Origin of the sequence: Paenibacillus polymyxa, from assembly GCF_001719045.1 — a bacterium.
Taxonomy (GTDB): Bacteria; Bacillota; Bacilli; order Paenibacillales; family Paenibacillaceae; genus Paenibacillus; species Paenibacillus polymyxa_B.
Map to the genome: position 1 here is coordinate 564,351 of NZ_CP015423.1, position 17,632 is coordinate 581,982.

General features: G+C 44.8%; 12 protein-coding genes. 1 reads left to right on the plus strand and 11 read right to left on the minus strand.

Annotated elements, in window-relative coordinates; translation table 11 throughout:
• Positions 1-115: 115 nt before the first annotated feature.
• The 3 genes from AOU00_RS02735 to mntR all read right to left on the minus strand — a co-directional run bounded on the left by AOU00_RS02735 (position 116) and on the right by mntR (position 3,505).
• Positions 116-1,105 (minus strand): patatin-like phospholipase family protein, encoded by a 990-nt coding sequence (locus AOU00_RS02735; RefSeq protein ID WP_069289853.1) that lies wholly within the window; start codon positions 1,103-1,105, stop codon positions 116-118.
• Positions 1,106-1,200: 95 nt separating this feature from the next.
• Positions 1,201-2,943, minus strand: coding sequence for a family 10 glycosylhydrolase (locus tag AOU00_RS02740; RefSeq protein WP_069289854.1), 1,743 nt, complete (start codon positions 2,941-2,943; stop codon positions 1,201-1,203).
• Between the two features lie 136 nt (positions 2,944-3,079).
• Positions 3,080-3,505, minus strand: coding sequence for a transcriptional regulator MntR (gene mntR, locus AOU00_RS02745; protein WP_007430946.1), 426 nt, complete (start codon positions 3,503-3,505; stop codon positions 3,080-3,082).
• Between the two features lie 251 nt (positions 3,506-3,756).
• On the opposite strand from mntR, the gene splB reads away from it, so the two are divergent.
• On the plus strand, positions 3,757-4,821 hold the full coding sequence (gene splB, locus AOU00_RS02750) for a spore photoproduct lyase (RefSeq protein WP_039270921.1): 1,065 nt from the start codon (positions 3,757-3,759) through the stop codon (positions 4,819-4,821).
• On the opposite strand, the gene AOU00_RS02755 is transcribed toward splB, so the two are convergent.
• The 8 genes from AOU00_RS02755 to adhE form a co-directional block, all read right to left on the minus strand.
• Positions 4,814-5,530: a cytochrome c biogenesis CcdA family protein gene (locus AOU00_RS02755; RefSeq protein ID WP_069289855.1), complete on the minus strand. Its 717-nt coding sequence runs from the start codon at positions 5,528-5,530 to the stop codon at positions 4,814-4,816. The two genes, splB and AOU00_RS02755, sit on opposite strands and share 8 nt — an antisense overlap.
• A 165-nt stretch (positions 5,531-5,695) precedes the next feature.
• Positions 5,696-7,714, minus strand: coding sequence for a methionine--tRNA ligase (gene metG / locus AOU00_RS02760; protein WP_069289856.1), 2,019 nt, complete (start codon positions 7,712-7,714; stop codon positions 5,696-5,698).
• Positions 7,715-8,128: 414 nt separating this feature from the next.
• The gene (yidD, locus tag AOU00_RS02765) at positions 8,129-8,419 is read right to left on the minus strand and encodes a membrane protein insertion efficiency factor YidD (RefSeq protein WP_061829057.1); all 291 of its coding nucleotides are present in this window, start codon (positions 8,417-8,419) and stop codon (positions 8,129-8,131) included.
• Between the two features lies 1 nt (position 8,420).
• On the minus strand, positions 8,421-8,912 hold the full coding sequence (locus AOU00_RS02770) for a Fur family transcriptional regulator (protein WP_013310843.1): 492 nt from the start codon (positions 8,910-8,912) through the stop codon (positions 8,421-8,423).
• Between the two features lie 253 nt (positions 8,913-9,165).
• The gene (locus tag AOU00_RS02775) at positions 9,166-11,388 is read right to left on the minus strand and encodes a copper amine oxidase N-terminal domain-containing protein (RefSeq protein ID WP_069289857.1); all 2,223 of its coding nucleotides are present in this window, start codon (positions 11,386-11,388) and stop codon (positions 9,166-9,168) included.
• Positions 11,389-11,607: 219 nt separating this feature from the next.
• Positions 11,608-12,366 carry a pyruvate formate-lyase-activating protein gene (pflA, locus tag AOU00_RS02780; protein ID WP_013310845.1) on the minus strand — a complete coding sequence of 253 codons (759 nt, stop codon included), beginning with the start codon at positions 12,364-12,366 and terminating at the stop codon, positions 11,608-11,610.
• Between the two features lie 51 nt (positions 12,367-12,417).
• Positions 12,418-14,679, minus strand: a complete 2,262-nt coding sequence (pflB, locus tag AOU00_RS02785) for a formate C-acetyltransferase (RefSeq protein ID WP_061829055.1) — start codon at positions 14,677-14,679, stop codon at positions 12,418-12,420.
• 328 nt (positions 14,680-15,007) lie between these two features.
• Positions 15,008-17,620 carry a bifunctional acetaldehyde-CoA/alcohol dehydrogenase gene (gene adhE / locus AOU00_RS02790; RefSeq protein WP_061829054.1) on the minus strand — a complete coding sequence of 871 codons (2,613 nt, stop codon included), beginning with the start codon at positions 17,618-17,620 and terminating at the stop codon, positions 15,008-15,010.
• Between the last annotated feature and the right edge of the window lie 12 nt (positions 17,621-17,632).

Consider the following 17,632-nt stretch of genomic DNA (forward strand, 5'->3'; position numbering starts at 1 on the left):
ATAATCATCCTTTAAAATGTAGCACAAAGGAGCCATCACCCGCGTATTCAAATATGACCGGGAAGAGGCTCCTTTTTTACACCCTTTTAAATTAACTTTAACTGCAAGTAAGTGTTTATTTCATAGCGTACATGGTATCCTTCATCAATTGATACTTGCTATACTGCTGCTGGTAAGAAGTGATGCTCCATTTGTGGAAAAAAGCATCCCCTGCCTGCACACCGGAAGCATACAACAAATCACTTTGCTCTGTAGAAATGTTAAATTGTGCAGTGCGGATACCCAATGTTGGAATCTTAATCGTCCGATACCGATTCTCCTGCTCAATAAATCGCTCATCGTGTGCTGATAGCATGGTATCAAAAATAGCCTGCAGCATGGTCAATGGACCCCGTATATAAGAAACTTTGGTCTCCGTACCCGTTTTGCCCACCATTTGAAACCCTACCGTTGGAATTGTTTTGGCCTCACGTTCATTTACAGGCTCATCAAAAAGCCACAAAGGCAAATTGCTTAGTAAAGCCCCATCAACTACAAATACAAATTGCTGAGAAAAAGTCTTTCCCTTGGCAAGTGCAGAATCAAGCCTTAACATAACAGGATCAAAAAAATAAGGGATACTTGTGCTCATCCGAATGGCTTTAGCTACCTCCAGTGAAGAGGGATTGATACCAAAACGTTTGATATCCTCAGGAAGCACCAGAATGCGTCCATTCGTAATATCTGATGCAATAATGCGCAATTTGCCAGGAGGTAAATCCGCGAACGTACGCACTCCCTTAGCTCGTAACAGCTCACGTACCCAGTGCTCCAGTGCCTCCCCTGAGTAGAGCCCTTTTTTAAGAAAGATACGAGCTGCTGGTCCAACCCACTTAATATTGAACACTGGAGAACGTCGTAACAACTTGACCAAGGGGGTTTTCTCAATTACGGCTTTCATTTCATCCGCAGAGTATCCCGCCGCCAATAAAGCAGCTACAATAGAACCTGATGATGTACCTGCCAAACGATTGAATACAATTCCATGCTCCTCCGCAGCCTTAACTGCACCCGCCAGCGAAATTCCCTTAACCCCTCCACCCTGGAACACAGCATTGATCAGCATAGATCAAAAAACCTCCGTTCTCTTGGGAGTAAGCAGTTCTACTGCTTATGTATGAGAACGGAGGCCCAAATAGAACCTATATGATCCAATTTATATCACATTTGATAATAATTTTGAAGAAGCTGAATGAGTCCGTATGGATTTTTACGCAAATGCTGTGCACTAAAGTAAATATCGCCTCTGACCTGTTTATAATCTTCGTTCAGTTCAAGCTGCTTAATTAGCTCTTGAGCCGTTTGCCAGCCCTTTTCAGGGGTGCCGATCTTATACGGAGAATGACCGATATACAGCTTAACATCTGTGTTTTTGACCTCATTGGACCACCATGCGACAAGCTTGTCATATCCCGCCGCCGGGAAACCGATACTCCAGTAAATTTGTGGAGCTACATAATCAATCCATTCTTTGTTAATCCAGGTTCTTACATCCGCAAACGTCGTATCATACGCTGTAACGCCTGCCTTCGTGTCTGAACCCGTTAAATCCTGAGATTTGTTACGCCATACTCCAAAAGGGCTAATTCCAAATTGAGCTTTAGACTTGCTGCCATGAATACTTTTGCCCAAATCGCGGACAAAACTGTTCACATTGTCTCTCCGCCAGTCGCCCTTGTTAGAGATTTTGTTGGCATTATATGCTTTGAAGGTCGCATCATCATCAAAAGTCCCGCTGTAAGGATAAAAATAATCGTCCAAATGGACGCCGTCAATATCATATCCGTTCACGACCTCCATAATCGCCGCAATAACATGCTGACGTGCAGCCGGAATTCCTGGATTGATGTACAATTGGCTACCATTCTTAACAATCCAGTCCGGGTGTTGATTAGCCACATGGTTTGCAGCCAAACCGCTGGTTGTTCCTGTGGAATTCGCACGGAATGGATTAAACCAAGCATGAAATTCCATCCCTCGCTTATGCGATTCGCTAATCATAAATTTCAAGGGATCATAGCCTGGATTTTTACCTTGGGTGTTGGTCAAATACTTGCTCCATGGTACGAGACTCGACGGATAGAGCGCATCACCGCTGGCACGAACCTGAACAAATACCGCATTGATGCCCATCCCCTGCAAATCATCGAGCATTTTAGTAAACTCCTGCTTTTGCTTCTCGGAGCTGCTTCGGGCAGCGGAAGAAGGCCAATCTCCATTAATGGTAGAAATCCATGCTCCACGCATGGAAGTTGAAGCCTTTACCTGAACAACAGTTGCCTGTGAAGAACTTGAACCGTTCTCACTAGTAGACGTTGACGGTGAAGTGACAACCGCCTGCTCATCATCGATAGCTCCCTGATCTGTACTTACACTGTTCTTATTGCTAGATGCAGACGTATCTGATATGGAGCCGCTGCTTCCCGCAGAAGTGTCCCCGCCAGTAGAGACACCTTCCTTACCACTGCTTAACGTAATGACTCGCTCTGAAGCTTGCCAATCTACTTTTAATCCCAACTCTTCCCCAACAAAACGCAGTGGCACCATGACTCTCCCGCTTGTCATACGGGCAGATGCATCCAGTCGAACTGACTTGCCATTCACTGTAGCGCTTTGTGCACCGTTCTCCATAGATATATTTTTGTTCTGTGCTGTAATCGTTACCGTACCGGACGATTCCGACCAGTTGACCTGAGCGCCCAATCCCTCACTTATCACTCGCAAAGGAACCATCGTAACATTGGCTCCCTGTACAATATACGGTGACGCGTCACTTTGCAGGGACTGTCCGTCCAATATAATTTCAATATCACCAGTTGGAGCTGCTTGAACTCCAGGAACGATGGCAGTCTGCACTGCTAAGAGTAGACCTGCAGCCAACGCCACTATTTTCTTTCGATTCATATTATTACAATCCTCCGCTAACCCTGTTAATTTTAACCCCTATCTTGTCCTGCTATATAATGGATAGACGCTAATAACCGGATATTTGTTGCGGTCGGGACAAATAAAAAAGCATCGTCCGTAAGGACAGATGCTTTTAGGAATCTCCACTCAATTCCTTGTGTATGTCATGAAGCTGGCGCAAGCGATCTTCATCCCGGCGAAAATATTCGACCAATGTTTCGATACGGGTGATGGAATCCCAGCTCAGATGATGCTCAATACCTTCCACATCTTTATATATCAGGTCCTTGTCAACCCCAATCATATCCAGAAATTGCTCTAATAACTGATGGCGATCAACCAACCGTTTGCCGACCTTTTTCCCTTTCGGTGTCAAAATCAGTCCCCGATACTTCTCATATACAAGATAATCGTCCTTATCCAACTTCTGAATCATTTTGGTGACAGACGAAGGATGCACCTCTAACCCCTCTGCGATATCCGAGACACGAGCATAGCCCTTCTCATCAATCAGTTGGTAAATGCGTTCCAAATAATCTTCCATGCTTGGCGTTGGCACTTGTTTCCCTCTTTTCTGTTATTGAACGGGCGCTTACCGCCTTCATTTCCTGCGTTAAACCTACTATGTAATGATACATGTTATCATTGCCCATTGGCAAGTCTCATCCCTTCACTCACAGCTATTGCCACGATTTGTTCAATTTAAGCCGGGCACACTAATATCGTCGTCCTGTATCGTTTATTTCTGCGGCAAAATGTTAAAGTTGGACACCAGAGCACTGTGGATTTATTTCGAAAGGAGCGTTAGCCATGTCTACGCTTGAGCGTACTCCTGTCCAAACCAGAGGAACCAAGCCATTTTTGCCTGACCTGGTGTTTTTTGAGCCAGACGCACTGAATTATCCCAAGGGCCAGCGTATTATGGATTGGGTTAAAGCCAAGGATATTCCGTATCGGATGACTACCTCTCACAACCGAATTACCAATTTACCAGGTGAAACTGAAGTTGAAAAGTACCGAATGGCAAAAAAAACTTTGGTAGTCGGTATCCGTAAAACGTTGACTTTTGACCAATCCAAGCCCTCTGCCGAATACGCTATCCCCATTTCGACTGGCTGCATGGGGCACTGTCACTACTGTTATTTACAAACAACCTTGGGAGCAAAACCGTATATTCGTGTATATGTCAACACTGACGATATCTTATCAGCAGCTAAAGCTTATATCGAGGAGCGTGCGCCTGAAATTACCCGTTTTGAAGCAGCTTGTACCTCCGATCCGGTTGGTTTGGAGCATATCACCGGAACGCTTGGAGACTTGATTCGTTTCATGGCAGATGAGGAATTTGGTCGTCTGCGTTTTGTTACTAAATATCATCATGTTGATCCATTGCTGGATATTAAACATAATGGTCATACTCGCATCCGCTTTAGCATTAATTCCGATTATGTAATTAAACAGTTTGAACCTGCAACTTCACGCTTCGAGGAACGTATTGAAGCCGCGGGCAAAATCGCACGAGCCGGTTATCCACTGGGGTTCATCATTGCACCCATCATCTGGTATGACGGCTGGGAAGAAGGCTACGGCGAGTTGCTGCGCAAATTGGGAGAAACCTTACCCGAGCATGCTACAAAAGATTTGACGTTCGAATTAATTCAGCATCGCTTCACCAAAACATCCAAAGCTGTCATCGAGAAACGTTATCCGAAAACCAAGCTGGAGATGGACATAGAGAAACGCAAGAAAAAATGGGGCCGCTGGGGACAAAACAAATATGTTTATCCCGATGAACAGCAAAATGCACTACGAGAGTTTATCACAGAGCGCATTTTTGAACATTTCCCTTTAAGTCGTATTGAATATTTCACATAACTAGCATCCAATCTGGGGTAATCCGTTGTAAAAATAGCGTTACATCAGTCATATGATCCGTTACCAGTAAAATGCCAGTGATAACAAGTAGTATGCCACCTGTTTTGATTAGAATGGAGGTATAGCGAGAGGATAGTCGAATAGAGCCTGCCAGCAAAGCTAATATAAAAAATGGAATCGCAAAGCCAAGCGCATAGCCTGTAATCAGCTTGAACCAAATGTGATGCTCTACTGCCGCCAAAGCGATAATAGCTGTTAGCATGGGACCGATACAGGGCGACCAGCCTGCCGCAAATCCAATTCCGATCACAAAGGAACCGGCATACCCGGCAGGCTTCCATGTCCAGCGAAGCTTATGCTCCCTCATTAGAATCAAAGGACGCACCACACCAAGAGATACCAGACCCATTAGTAAAATAAGTAACCCTGCTACCACTCTTAGCGTATCCCCATAATTAGCAAACCATTCTCCAAGCAACCCGACACTTGCACCCAGTGAATAGAAAACGACCGAAAAGCCCAATACAAAAGCAAGTGTATGTCCCATCGTACGATAACGAACCTCTGCCTTGTGCCGTCCTTCAGCCAGTTCGCGCGCAGACATCCCTGTCATATACGATAAATAAGATGGATACAGCGGTAAACAACACGGTGAAAAAAAAGAAACCAGTCCGGCTACGATCGCCAACCCGGCGTTGATATTTGTCATCATATTCCCTCCCACCTGTCTTAAGTGAACACGAACAAACAAGCCCTGCCTACTAAAACATACGTGTAGCGGGAGCAAAATATGATGCAAGCCAAAAAGCGCATGCCCAGGAAGAATGATTCCCGGACATACGCTCATTACGTTCTTTTATTTTTACATAGCGTACTACTTTACAACTGCACCATTCGGCATACCTTCCGGTACGGTGGCCAGCGTAAGCTGATCTCCATGTGATGCTGCCAAAATCATACCTTGCGACAGCTCTCCCCGAAGTTTTACTGGCTTAAGATTGGTCACACAGATCACCTTGCGTCCAATGATATCTTCCGGCGTATAAAACTTCGCAATCCCTGATACTACTTGCCGCTGCTCATAACCAAGATCAAGTTGGAGCTTCAACAGTTTATCGGCCTTCTTCACAGGCTCGCAGGCGACGACCTGAGCAACGCGCAGTTCTACCTTGGCAAAATCCTCAATGCCAATCTCTTCTTTTGCCTCCGGCGCTTCCTGGCTCGCCTCAGATGCATTCTGCGGTTGAATTTGTGCTGTAGCTTCTTCCGGTTTCTTCCCCCCAGTCATTGCTTCCACGATAAAAGCAACCTCTTGCTCTGAATCCAGACGCGGGAAGATCGGATTACCTTTGACCAGCTGCGTTCCTTCCGGAATACGACCGAACTGTTTGCCGCTATCCCATGTAGTCAACTCACCTTGGCTAATACCGAGCTGTTCCCAAATTTTATGAGGAGCACGGGTTAAGAATGGCTGGAGTAAGATGGAAGCGATGCGCAAGCTTTCTACCAAATGCAACATAACAGATGACAATTCGCGACGTTTTCCCTCATCCTTAGCCAAGTTCCATGGTTGCGTCTCGTCAATATACTTGTTGCTGCGGCTAATAAATTGGCTAATCGCCGTTAATGCCACGGAAAACTCCATGTTTTCCATGGCTTCTTCTACTTTGCTATAAGTCAATGTTGCCATGTCTTCCAAAGCTCCGTCGAATGCTGTTACATTCGCTTCATAAGCCGGAACCTTGCCATCAAGATATTTATCTACCATCGCCACGGTACGATTCAATAAGTTGCCCAGATCATTTGCCAAATCCGAATTAACTCGATCTACAAAACTTTCTGGTGTAAATGTTCCGTCTGCCCCAAAAGGCACCTCGCGCAGTAAGTAGTAACGAAGTTGGTCCAGACCATAACGGTCAATCAACGTCACCGGGTCTACAACATTGCCTTTAGATTTCGACATTTTACCGTCTTTCATGAGCAGCCAACCATGTGCAAATACTTTTTTAGGCAATGGAAGATCCAGCGCCATCAGCATGATCGGCCAATATATCGTGTGGAACCTTACAATCTCTTTACCTACGATATGCACATTTGCAGGCCAAAATTTATCATACAACTCGGTATTGGAAGAGCCATAACCCAAGGCTGTGATGTAGTTGGAAAGTGCATCAATCCAAACATACACGACATGCTTCGGATCCCCCTTCACCTTAATGCCCCAATCGAAGGTAGTACGTGATACAGCCAAATCCTCCAGACCCGGCTTGATGAAGTTATTGATCATCTCTTTTTTACGTGATTCCGGCTGGATAAACTGTGGGTTCTCTTCATAAAATTGCAGCAACCGATCAGCATACTTGCTCATACGGAAAAAGTAACACTCTTCCTTGACCAGTTCTACAGGGTGTCCACTATCCGGGCTTTTTCCTCCAGCCACATTGCCTTCGGCGTCCTTCACCACGTCAACCAGCTGAGTTTCTGTGTAGTACGTTTCGTCAGGGATGCTGTACCAGCCTTCGTATTCTCCCTTGTAAATATCGCCTTGCTTCAGCAAACGATCAAAAATTTCCTGTACGACAGCCTTATGACGTTCCTCCGTAGTACGGATAAAATCGTCATTGGAAATGTCGAGCTTCCGCCACAGTTCTTGAATACCTGCCACAATATCATCTACGAAACGTTGCGGCGTTTTGCCTGCTGCACTCGCTTTCTGCTCAATCTTCTGACCATGCTCATCCGTTCCTGTCAAATAGCGCACTTCATATCCACGTAGCCGCTTATAACGGGCCATTGCATCTCCCGCAACCGTCGTGTAAGCATGACCTATATGTAGCTTGTCGCTCGGATAATAGATCGGTGTCGTAATGTAAAATGTGTTCTCATTGGACATGTGTGTTGCCTCCTGTTTTGTTCACGTCAGCTCGATAAGATCTGCTGACATGATGGTACTCCAATTCATGAATTTGGCACAAATTGGGCACAAAAAAGACCCCCGCCCCTATGGGACGAGAGTCACCTCACGCGTTACCACCCAATTTTCCTGTATCCTCGCAGACTACAGGCTTCACCGGTCACATCTGACCGCCCATTAACGCTGGAACACGCCTCCCCCTTACGCTTGCCTCCCAAGCACTAATAACTGTGGCAAAAACGCTCGAAAAAGGTTCCTCCAGGACCATGTTCAGGCTTCGCTCCAGACCGGTTTGCAGCTAACCCCGGCTCTCTGTACTGGGCGGTTTACCCTACTCATCCCTTCGCAGGAAAACAATATTAACCAAAATATAACCAAATCCGCATAGCGCTGTCAAGTCAGACCCTTCTTGGAGTGGGTAGCCAAACGATCTTCGCTAGACCTATCTGTTCCCTTTTTTGCAGGAGGAACCAAATCTACGCCACCCGGATGAAAGGGATGGCACTTGGCTATACGCTTAGCAGCAAGCCATGAACCTTTGAGCGCACCATGCACCTCTACCGCCTCCAACGCGTACGCCGAACACGTTGGATAGAACCGGCAGGTAGCCGGCTTTAACGGTGAAATATAGGAACGATAAAACTTAATCGGAGCCTGTACCACTCTGCGTGTGGTGATTTTCATTTCAGTAGCCCCCGTGGCTGTGAGTGTGACTGCTCGTCTGTCTGAATCCCCCATCCGAATTACTATCAGTATGCCCATTCTTCTGTTGACAATCTTTGCAATAACCAAAAATTTCAAACTTGTGCTCGACGATTTGGAATTGATCCGTTGTATCTGTCATTTGCATTGGGCAAAAAGAAATCGGTAATGTTTTCTGACAGCTCAAGCAAATCATATGGTGATGGTGATGATGCTCATTACAGCTCACCTTAAACTTCATTCCATCCTCAAAAGATACCTGTTCCAACACACCCAATTCCTGCATTACACGCAGATTACGATAAACCGTATCAAAGCTAAGTCCACTGTACTTCTTACCCATATATTCATAAACGTCTTTGGGGGACAGATACCCTTCATTCTCGGAAAATAACGTGGCCAACGTCTTGCGCTGATCTGTAATACGCAACCCCTGAGCGGACATTGTTGCAATAATCTCATCCTTTGTCAGCATGCGTTTCACCCTCCCCTGTCTGTAGTTTCAGGTTTTCTGATGCAGGCTTAGGCTTGCATCTATTTATTATACCACGATTAAAGTCAATATTATAAGAGATATTCGTATCTATACATAAGAAAAAGACGCTCTCCGGCGCTACGATTAAATTCGCAGCAGGAGAACGCCTATATTCTGCAAGTGACATCGACTTTTAAACGGTGAATGACGAGACCCAAGGTCTAAGCCGGTATACAGCACCGGTTATTTCATATTAATTTTTAATAGCTGGCAAAGGCATAACTACTACGGAAACCGGCAAGTTACTTCCTGCAGCAGCAGTGAAATACATCTCTACACTTTCCTCGATATGCCCTGTGCGATACAGCACACTCATCTCATTTGGAGCCCATACTGCGCCGTTCGTCGGGATACCCACAACCTGATTGTTTACCATCGCATAGCCGGAATATTCGCCTCCACGCGGGTTGAACGTAATCAGTGAATACGGCGCTACACGATCCAATTTAACTTTATATACAACACCAAAATTACCGGCATTGGAAGCAGAAGAGCCGTCCAGACCGTCCGTACCAATCAGGTTCGGATCTACCTTATTATCACCAAGAACGATACGTTGAGCTGTTTTACCAACCTCTTCGGTATAATTGAGCGTGATATCCGAATTAGCATACGTTCCACGGTTATGAATACCGTCCTTAGGCAGTTTTGCCAGAGTAGGCAACACAGTTAACGGATCTACATTTGCATCTAACACAATTACCGTGTATTGAATAGGTTGATCCGTATACAAATCGGATAACAAAGATATGACCTGTTTTTGCTTGATTTTTTGTGCATTCAAATCCTCTAAAATAATGCGGCTTTCGCCAGGATTTAGAACTGTGCTAGAACGCTTGCTTCCATCCTGCATGGATTGAAAATATCGTTGAATTGAGACTTTACCCGCAGCCGTGGCAAATTCAGATGGTCCAGCAAAACCAGAATTTTCGACATTCATGTTGGCAGGAGTAATATTGTTGTTGGTCGCAATCACGTACATTTTCACATCTCGACCCGTTTCATTCACATGATGGACGAGTATGCGCGTGCTGCCTGATCCGGTTTCCTGATACACAATTCCGTCCTGAAATACACGTTCCGGGCTGTTAGCACGGATCAAAAGACGCGGAGAAGATGTACTAGTCAAAGGAATGGTAGCCATGGTAGGCACCTGACTGCCGTCTACTGTATATTTATCACCATATGGTGTGAAGATTTTATTGAAATCATCTTCGTTGTACAGCAATTCATTCGTAATTTTAATTGTTTCACTTTTGGTACCTGTTACGCCGTGCTTATCAGTCACGGTGAGTGTGATTGTTACATCACCTGGTTGGAAGAAGGCAAGTTTCTTATTCTCCCAATCACGCTTAGTGATAGCATTCTCATCATCTGTACTCAGGTCGGTAATGGTGATTTTCTCACCCATTTTGTACTCTTTTTTATCAGTTGTAAACAGAGCCACTGGCGGCTGATTTGGTGGTCTTACTGTAATTGTAACTGAGTAAGGATCACTCCAGTTCCCAGCAGAGTCAAGAACAGAATAGGTAACTACATATGTACCCGGCTCCTGAAATACGTCCTGCTTACCTTCCCAACGTTGGTTCACAATCGGAAGACCTGTAGGAGAAGATTCCTTCGTCAAATACGTAACTTGGGTTTCGCCCGCATAGATATCTTTTTGTTGAACCGTGAAGGAAGCTTTAGGTTTCTGATTCAAATCCATGATAACTTGTTTAGTCGTATTATTCACAGTATAAGGAATATTTAAGGCCTGTGTAATCGAGGTCAATGGCACCATAAATACGTTCTTTTGCTGAAAAGCCGGTCCCTTCATTTGTCTGGCTTCACCGTTAACCGTATAAACCTTGCTGTCTGTTTTGAAGCGCATGACATTTGTTCCTTGTGTGATTACGGTTTCTTTGGTGGCAGTGTCATAACTAAACTGCAATCCGACACGGCTGACAAGTGAACGGATAGCTACATAGGAAACTCCGTCCTTCACGGTCATCGGCTGAGTTGCTGTGTACACCTGTCCGTTTTGTTCCATTTTCGCGCTGTTTAAGTACAAAATCAATTGATTAGCACCCATGGATGTTGGAGCTCCACCAGGATTGGTGATCGTTCCGTCTCCACCGTATACATCATTGGATACGTTCGATCCGTTGGTTGTATCCGTAGGTAGGCCAGTCAATGGATCATTGGATACGCCTGTGTTATTAGGTGTCACCGTGTCATTTTGTGTGCTAGTTCCATCTTGATCTCCGATGCTATTCTGAACGCCTGAATCAGCAGCATTGGCCTGAGCCTGCTGTGCGCTAACCGAATCGGTGGATTGAACGGTTGTTGATGCTGCTTCTGCTCCTACAGGGGCTACTGCGGCCACCTGAGCTACCGCAAGGGCAGTGAGCATGGTCCATTTCTTGAAATTCATTGTCTGTCTCCTTCTATCACCAAATTATTATCATTCCCGTAAAAAGTCATACTATTAGACGCGTCAGTTGTTAAAAAGTTTCTGGAAATTTTGCTGATCATGAAAAAAAGGGAACTTTCTCCTGTGACTGCAAAAAATTCAACAACAAAAAACCGCCGCCCATCTGACCTGATGTGGCGGCGGCTTCATTACTAGGAAATAGCTTTTGAGCCATTTACATTATGATGGACGACAGACAGCATTCTTTCCTGCAGTCTCCAGACGACCCTCTTCAATGAGTCGGTATGCACGTTGAACTTCTTCATCTGTAGGAGATGGAACTCCCTCCAACGGATACTCCTTACCAAGCATTTCCCATTTGTAAACACCCATTTGATGGTAAGGTAAAATTTCGAATTTCTCGACTCCGTTCAACGTTCCGATAAACCGTCCCAAATTCAATAAATCTTGCTCGTCATCATGAATACCCGGTACAAATACGTGTCTAATCCACATTTTGCGCCCTTGCTCAGACAACCAGCGAGCCGTACTTAGCATACGGTCGTTAGACTTGCCTGTAAGCTTAATATGCTTGTCATTGTCAATATGCTTAATATCCAGTAGCACCAAGTCTGTTACGTCCAGCAGTTCATGGATACGGCCCGCGTCATTAAATCCGTTACTGTCCAGTGTCGTGTGCAAATTCCACCGACGTTTTACTTCTTTGAACAGCTCTGCGACAAAATGAGCTTGCAGCGTCGGTTCTCCACCGGATACGGTCAATCCGCCTCCGGAAGAACGGTAATAGGCTAAATACGGCTCAATCTCAGCCAATACCTCCTCCAACGTCATCGGATTACCTTCATTCAAGGCCCAAGTGTCCGGGTTATGGCAATATTGACATTTCAACAAGCATCCTTGCATAAAGAGCACGAAGCGGATGCCGGGACCATCGACGGTCCCGAAGGTTTCCAATGAGTGTATGTGACCTTTCAACATGTTGCATCATCCTTCCCGCATCCGCTATGCGTGCGTCATTGTAATACTTATTTACATTGTACCGTGGAAAGTACGGTTAATAACATCCAATTGTTGTTCACGAGTCAGCTTGATAAAGTTAACGGCATAGCCGGAAACACGAATCGTAAGCTGTGGATAGTTTTCTGGGTGCTCCATTGCATCCAACAGTTGTTCGCGAGCAAACACATTGACATTCAGATGATGTGCGTGGCTTCCAAAGTAGCCATCCATCATCGAAACAAGGTTTGTTTTACGTGTTTCTTCTTCTTTACCCAGTGCTTTAGGCACGATAGAGAAGGTGTTCGAGATACCATCCAGACTGTGTTCATAAGGCAATTTGGCTACGGAACTCAGAGATGCCAAAGCACCTTTTTTATCACGGCCGTGCATTGGGTTTGCCCCTGGTGCAAACGGTTCGCCTGCTTTACGTCCATCCGGTGTTGTACCTGTTTTCTTACCGTACACCACGTTGGAAGTAATAGTCAGTACAGATTGAGTAGGAACCGCATTACGATAAGCTTTATGCTTGCGAATCATGCTCATGAAGCTTTCTACCAGTTCCACAGCGATGTTATCTACACGGTCATCGTTGTTACCGTAGCAAGGGTATTCGCCTTCAATTTCAAAGTCAACAGCAATCCCTTTTTCGTTACGGATTGGTTTAACTTTTGCAAATTTAATGGCACTCAAGGAGTCGGTAGCAACTGACAGACCCGCAATACCACAAGCCATGGTACGGAGAATATCACGATCATGCAACGCCATTTCAATGCGTTCGTAGCTATATTTATCATGCATGTAGTGAATAACATTCAAAGTGTTCATGTACAGTTTTGCCAACCATTCCATCATAGGTTTGAAGCGGCTCAACACTTCTTCATAATCCAGAACTTCACCTGTAATGGCTGGGAATTCAGGCCCTACTTGAACGCCAGATTTTTCATCTTTACCACCGTTAATTGCATACAGCAGAGCTTTAGCCAAGTTGGCACGAGCACCAAAGAATTGCATTTGCTTACCGATTTTCATTGCCGATACACAACAAGCAATACCATAATCGTCTCCATAAATTGGACGCATCAGATCGTCATTTTCGTACTGAATGGAGCTAGTTTCAATAGAAACTTTCGCACAATACTTTTTGAAGCCTTCAGGCAATTTTTCCGACCACAGTACAGTCAGGTTCGGCTCCGGTGCAGGTCCCAGATTGTAGAGGGTGTGCAGGAAACGGAAGCTGTTTTTAGTTACCCGAGTTTCTCCAGTTACGGACATACCACCAATGGACTCAGTAACCCAAGTTGGATCTCCACTGAACAGTTCATTATAGTCAGGTGTGCGCAAGAACTTAACAATACGCAATTTCATAACAAAATGATCGACCAGTTCTTGAGCTTGTTCTTCTGTCATTGTACCCTCTTCCATATCACGTTGAGAGTAAATATCAAGGAAGGAAGATACACGTCCTAAGGACATTGCTGCACCATTTTGTTCTTTGATTGCTGCAAGATATCCAAAATATACCCATTGGAAAGCTTCTTTCGCATTGTTAGCAGGTTTGGAAATATCAAAACCGTGCTCAGCAGCCATTTGTTTCAGTTCATTCAAAGCACGAATTTGTTCGGAAATTTCCTCACGAAGACGAATTACGTCTTCTTCCATGGAATCAACTTCAAGGCTTTTCAGTTGCAGCTTTTTATCTTGGATCAAGAAGGCTACACCATACAAAGCTACACGACGATAGTCACCGATAATACGACCACGACCGTATGCATCTGGCAGACCAGTAATGATACCAGCTTTACGGGCTGCTCTCATTTCATCTGTATAAGCGTCAAATACACCTTGGTTGTGAGTTTTACGAATATGAGTGAAGATATCAATAATACTTTCTGGCACTTCAAAACCATAGGCTTTACAAGCGTCGATCATCATCCGAATTCCACCAAACGGCTGCAAAGAGCGTTTGAATGGAGCATCTGTTTGTACACCGACAATTTGCTCTTTATCCCGGTCTAGATAACCCGGTTTATGTGAAATAATAGTGGATGGCGTATTCACGTCTACATCAAGCACGCCGCCGTTTGCCAACTCTTTTTTAGTAAGATCGGATACAATATCCCACAATGCAGTTGTGTTGGCGGTAGGACCAACCAAAAATTCTTCATTGCCAACATAAGGTAAGATATTAGTTTCAATAAAATCGTTGACGTTGACTTCTTTAGTCCATTTGCCTTTTTTAAAACCTCTCCAGCCAGATTGTTGCTCTTGTAATTCTCTCTCAATCACCGACATGTAAATCCCTCCAAATTGTTTGGTCTTCCGGACTTGTGATTTTTTTCACGATAAAGCTATTTCTTGAGCCCGGCCTTTTCACCGATGCCTTACGCTCAGTGTCGGGACCTTTCTTACACCCTTATTGTAGAATAATGATAGAGTGTAGTATGTGACAAAAATCACAATATGAGTGATTTTTGTCACTTTATTTTCCCTAGCTTCACGCCTATATCCTTAGCCTTGCCGTTCACCTCCCTTCCCAAACCAACAGGCCCTCTATATAGAGAGCCTGCATCGGTATTGAACGAGAAAATGCTTTTTCACAAGCCTCTTCGTACCTATTATATTATTGGTCAAAACGTCCGTAGAAGGCATTGCGATAGACATCAGCCAACTCAGTAACCAGCGGCAACTTCGGATTCGCAGTTGTACATTGATCTTCAAATGCGCGGTCAGCCAGATAGTCTACACGTGATTCGAAATCCTTTGCATCGAAACCGATTTGTTGGAACGATTCCTCGATACCAAGTGTTTTGTTCATTTTACGGATCGCTTCGATCAAGCTGTTAACCCCTTCTTCGGTGGTGCGTGCAGGCAGTCCCAGTATGCGCGCGATTTCTGCATAACGCTCATCCGCAACAAAGTGCGAATATTTAGGGAACGAAGCAAATTTTGTCGGTTTTTTCGCATTATAGCGAATGACGTGCGGCAATAAAATGGCATTCGTGCGGCCATGCGCTGTATGGTATTGTCCACCCCATTTATGTGCAAGACTGTGGTTAATGCCCAAGAATGCATTAGCAAATGCCATACCAGCAAGTGTAGAAGCATTATGCATTTTTTCACGAGCCAGCTTATCACCAGTCAGAGCCGATTGTTCTAGGTATTGGAATACCAATTGAATGGCTTTAATTGCCAGACCATCTGTGTAGTCATTAGCCATTACGGACACGTAAGCCTCGATAGCATGTGTCAGAACATCCATACCTGTGTCCGCTACAGCTGTTTTAGGTAGCGAATATACAAACACTGGGTCAATAATTGCCACATCAGGAGTCAACTCATAGTCAGCCAGTGGGTACTTCGTGTCGCCCAGGTTTTTGTCCGTAATTACTGCGAACGATGTAACTTCGGAACCTGTACCCGAGGTTGTAGGGATAGCTACAAATTGTGCTTTTTGGCCCAGACGTGGGTACTTGTAAATCCGTTTACGGATATCCATGAATTTTTGTTTTAAATTATTGAAATCAGTATCTGGATATTCATAGAACATCCACATGCCTTTAGCAGCATCCATTGGGGAACCGCCGCCCAGTGCGATGATGCAATCCGGTTGGAAACGTCTCATCATTTCAGTACCACGTTCTACCGTAACTGTCGATGGATCTGGCTCTACTTCAGAGAACACTTCGATAGCTACTGGTGTTTGGCGTTGATGCAGATAATGAATAACACGATCTACATATCCCAGTTGTACCATCATAGGGTCTGTGATAATGGCTACACGTGTGATATCAGGCATTTTAGCAAGATACTGTGTCGAGTTTTTCTCAAAATAGATTTTGGAAGGTACTTTGAACCATTGCATATTCACCGTCCGTTTCGCCACCCTTTTCACATTAATCAAATTGACTGCCGATACGTTCGACGAAGTCGAGTTACGACCATACGAACCGCAACCGAGTGTCAACGAAGGAAGGTTGGTGTTGTAAATGTCGCCAATCGCACCATGTGTGGAAGGTGCATTTACAATGATACGTCCTGTTTGCAGACGGTTTGCGAAGCGAGCGATAACGTCCTCATCGTTCGAATGAATAGCGGACGAGTGGCCCATGCCCCCGAATTCCACGACTTCAGCAGCACGTTGAATACCTTGTTCCGCATTTTTTACTTTATAGCAAGCCAATACAGGACTCAATTTTTCCGCAGACAATGGGAATTTTGTTCCTACCCCTTCAATCTCAGCGACCAAAATTTTAGTTCCTGCTGGTACTGTAATACCACTCATTTCAGCAATTTTCACAGCAGACTGCCCGACGATAGCTGGGTTCACTGCACATTTCTCGACATTCATAGCTCCTTGAGTGAGCTTAGCTGCTTCTTCTTTATTTACAAAATAGCAGCCGTTAGCAATCATCAATTTTTTCACTTGTTCGAAGATTGGCTCTTCGATAATAACCGCTTGCTCGGAAGCACAAATCATACCGTTGTCGAAAGATTTAGAGAGGATGAGATCGTTCACAGCCTGCTTGATGTCTGCTGTTTTTTCAATAAAGCAAGGCACGTTACCTGGGCCTACACCCAGAGCAGGTTTACCGCAGCTATATGCCGCCTTAACCATGCCTGATCCACCAGTTGCCAGAATCAGCGCCACATCAGGGTGGTTCATCAGTACATTGGTCTTATCCATCGAAGGTGCTTCAATCCATTGAATACAATCAGCTGGAGCACCATGTTTAACAGCTGCTTCGAGCAAGACGCGGGCTGCTTCCGCACTACACGATTGAGCAGATGGATGGAAACCGAAAATGATTGGGTTACGTGTTTTAATGGCAATCAGCGCTTTGAACATCGTAGTCGAAGTCGGGTTTGTCACTGGAGTGATCCCCATGATAATGCCGACTGGCTCTGCTATCTTTTGAAAACTGTCAAAATCATTGTCCTCAATGACACCGACGGTTTTTTCATTTTTGATACTATGATAGACATATTCTGTTGCAAACATGTTTTTGGTGATTTTGTCCTCGTACACACCGCGTCCTGTTTCTTCAACAGCCATCTTCGCCAGGTACATGTGTTTATCCATCCCTGCGAGTGCCATAGCTTGTACGATTTCGTCAATCTGTTCCTGATTCATACTCATGAAAGCTTGCTGTGCCCGGTTCCCCCGGTCAATCAGCGTTTGAATATACTGCTCTGCGCTTTGCTCTTTTTGGATAACCTCGTTTTTAACAGCCATTTCCCTCATCCT

Coding starts and splice junctions, on each gene's coding strand:
- AOU00_RS02775 (WP_069289857.1), bottom strand. CDS start 11,388: ATGAATTTCAAGAAATGGACCATGCTCACTGCCCTTGCGGTAGCTCAG.
- pflA (WP_013310845.1), bottom strand. CDS start 12,366: ATGTTGAAAGGTCACATACACTCATTGGAAACCTTCGGGACCGTCGAT.
- yidD (WP_061829057.1), bottom strand. CDS start 8,419: ATGAAAATCACCACACGCAGAGTGGTACAGGCTCCGATTAAGTTTTAT.
- AOU00_RS02755 (WP_069289855.1), bottom strand. CDS start 5,530: ATGACAAATATCAACGCCGGGTTGGCGATCGTAGCCGGACTGGTTTCT.
- metG (WP_069289856.1), bottom strand. CDS start 7,714: ATGTCCAATGAGAACACATTTTACATTACGACACCGATCTATTATCCG.
- AOU00_RS02740 (WP_069289854.1), bottom strand. CDS start 2,943: ATGAATCGAAAGAAAATAGTGGCGTTGGCTGCAGGTCTACTCTTAGCA.
- pflB (WP_061829055.1), bottom strand. CDS start 14,679: ATGTCGGTGATTGAGAGAGAATTACAAGAGCAACAATCTGGCTGGAGA.
- AOU00_RS02770 (WP_013310843.1), bottom strand. CDS start 8,912: ATGCTGACAAAGGATGAGATTATTGCAACAATGTCCGCTCAGGGGTTG.
- adhE (WP_061829054.1), bottom strand. CDS start 17,620: ATGGCTGTTAAAAACGAGGTTATCCAAAAAGAGCAAAGCGCAGAGCAG.
- splB (WP_039270921.1), top strand. CDS start 3,757: ATGTCTACGCTTGAGCGTACTCCTGTCCAAACCAGAGGAACCAAGCCA.
- AOU00_RS02735 (WP_069289853.1), bottom strand. CDS start 1,105: ATGCTGATCAATGCTGTGTTCCAGGGTGGAGGGGTTAAGGGAATTTCG.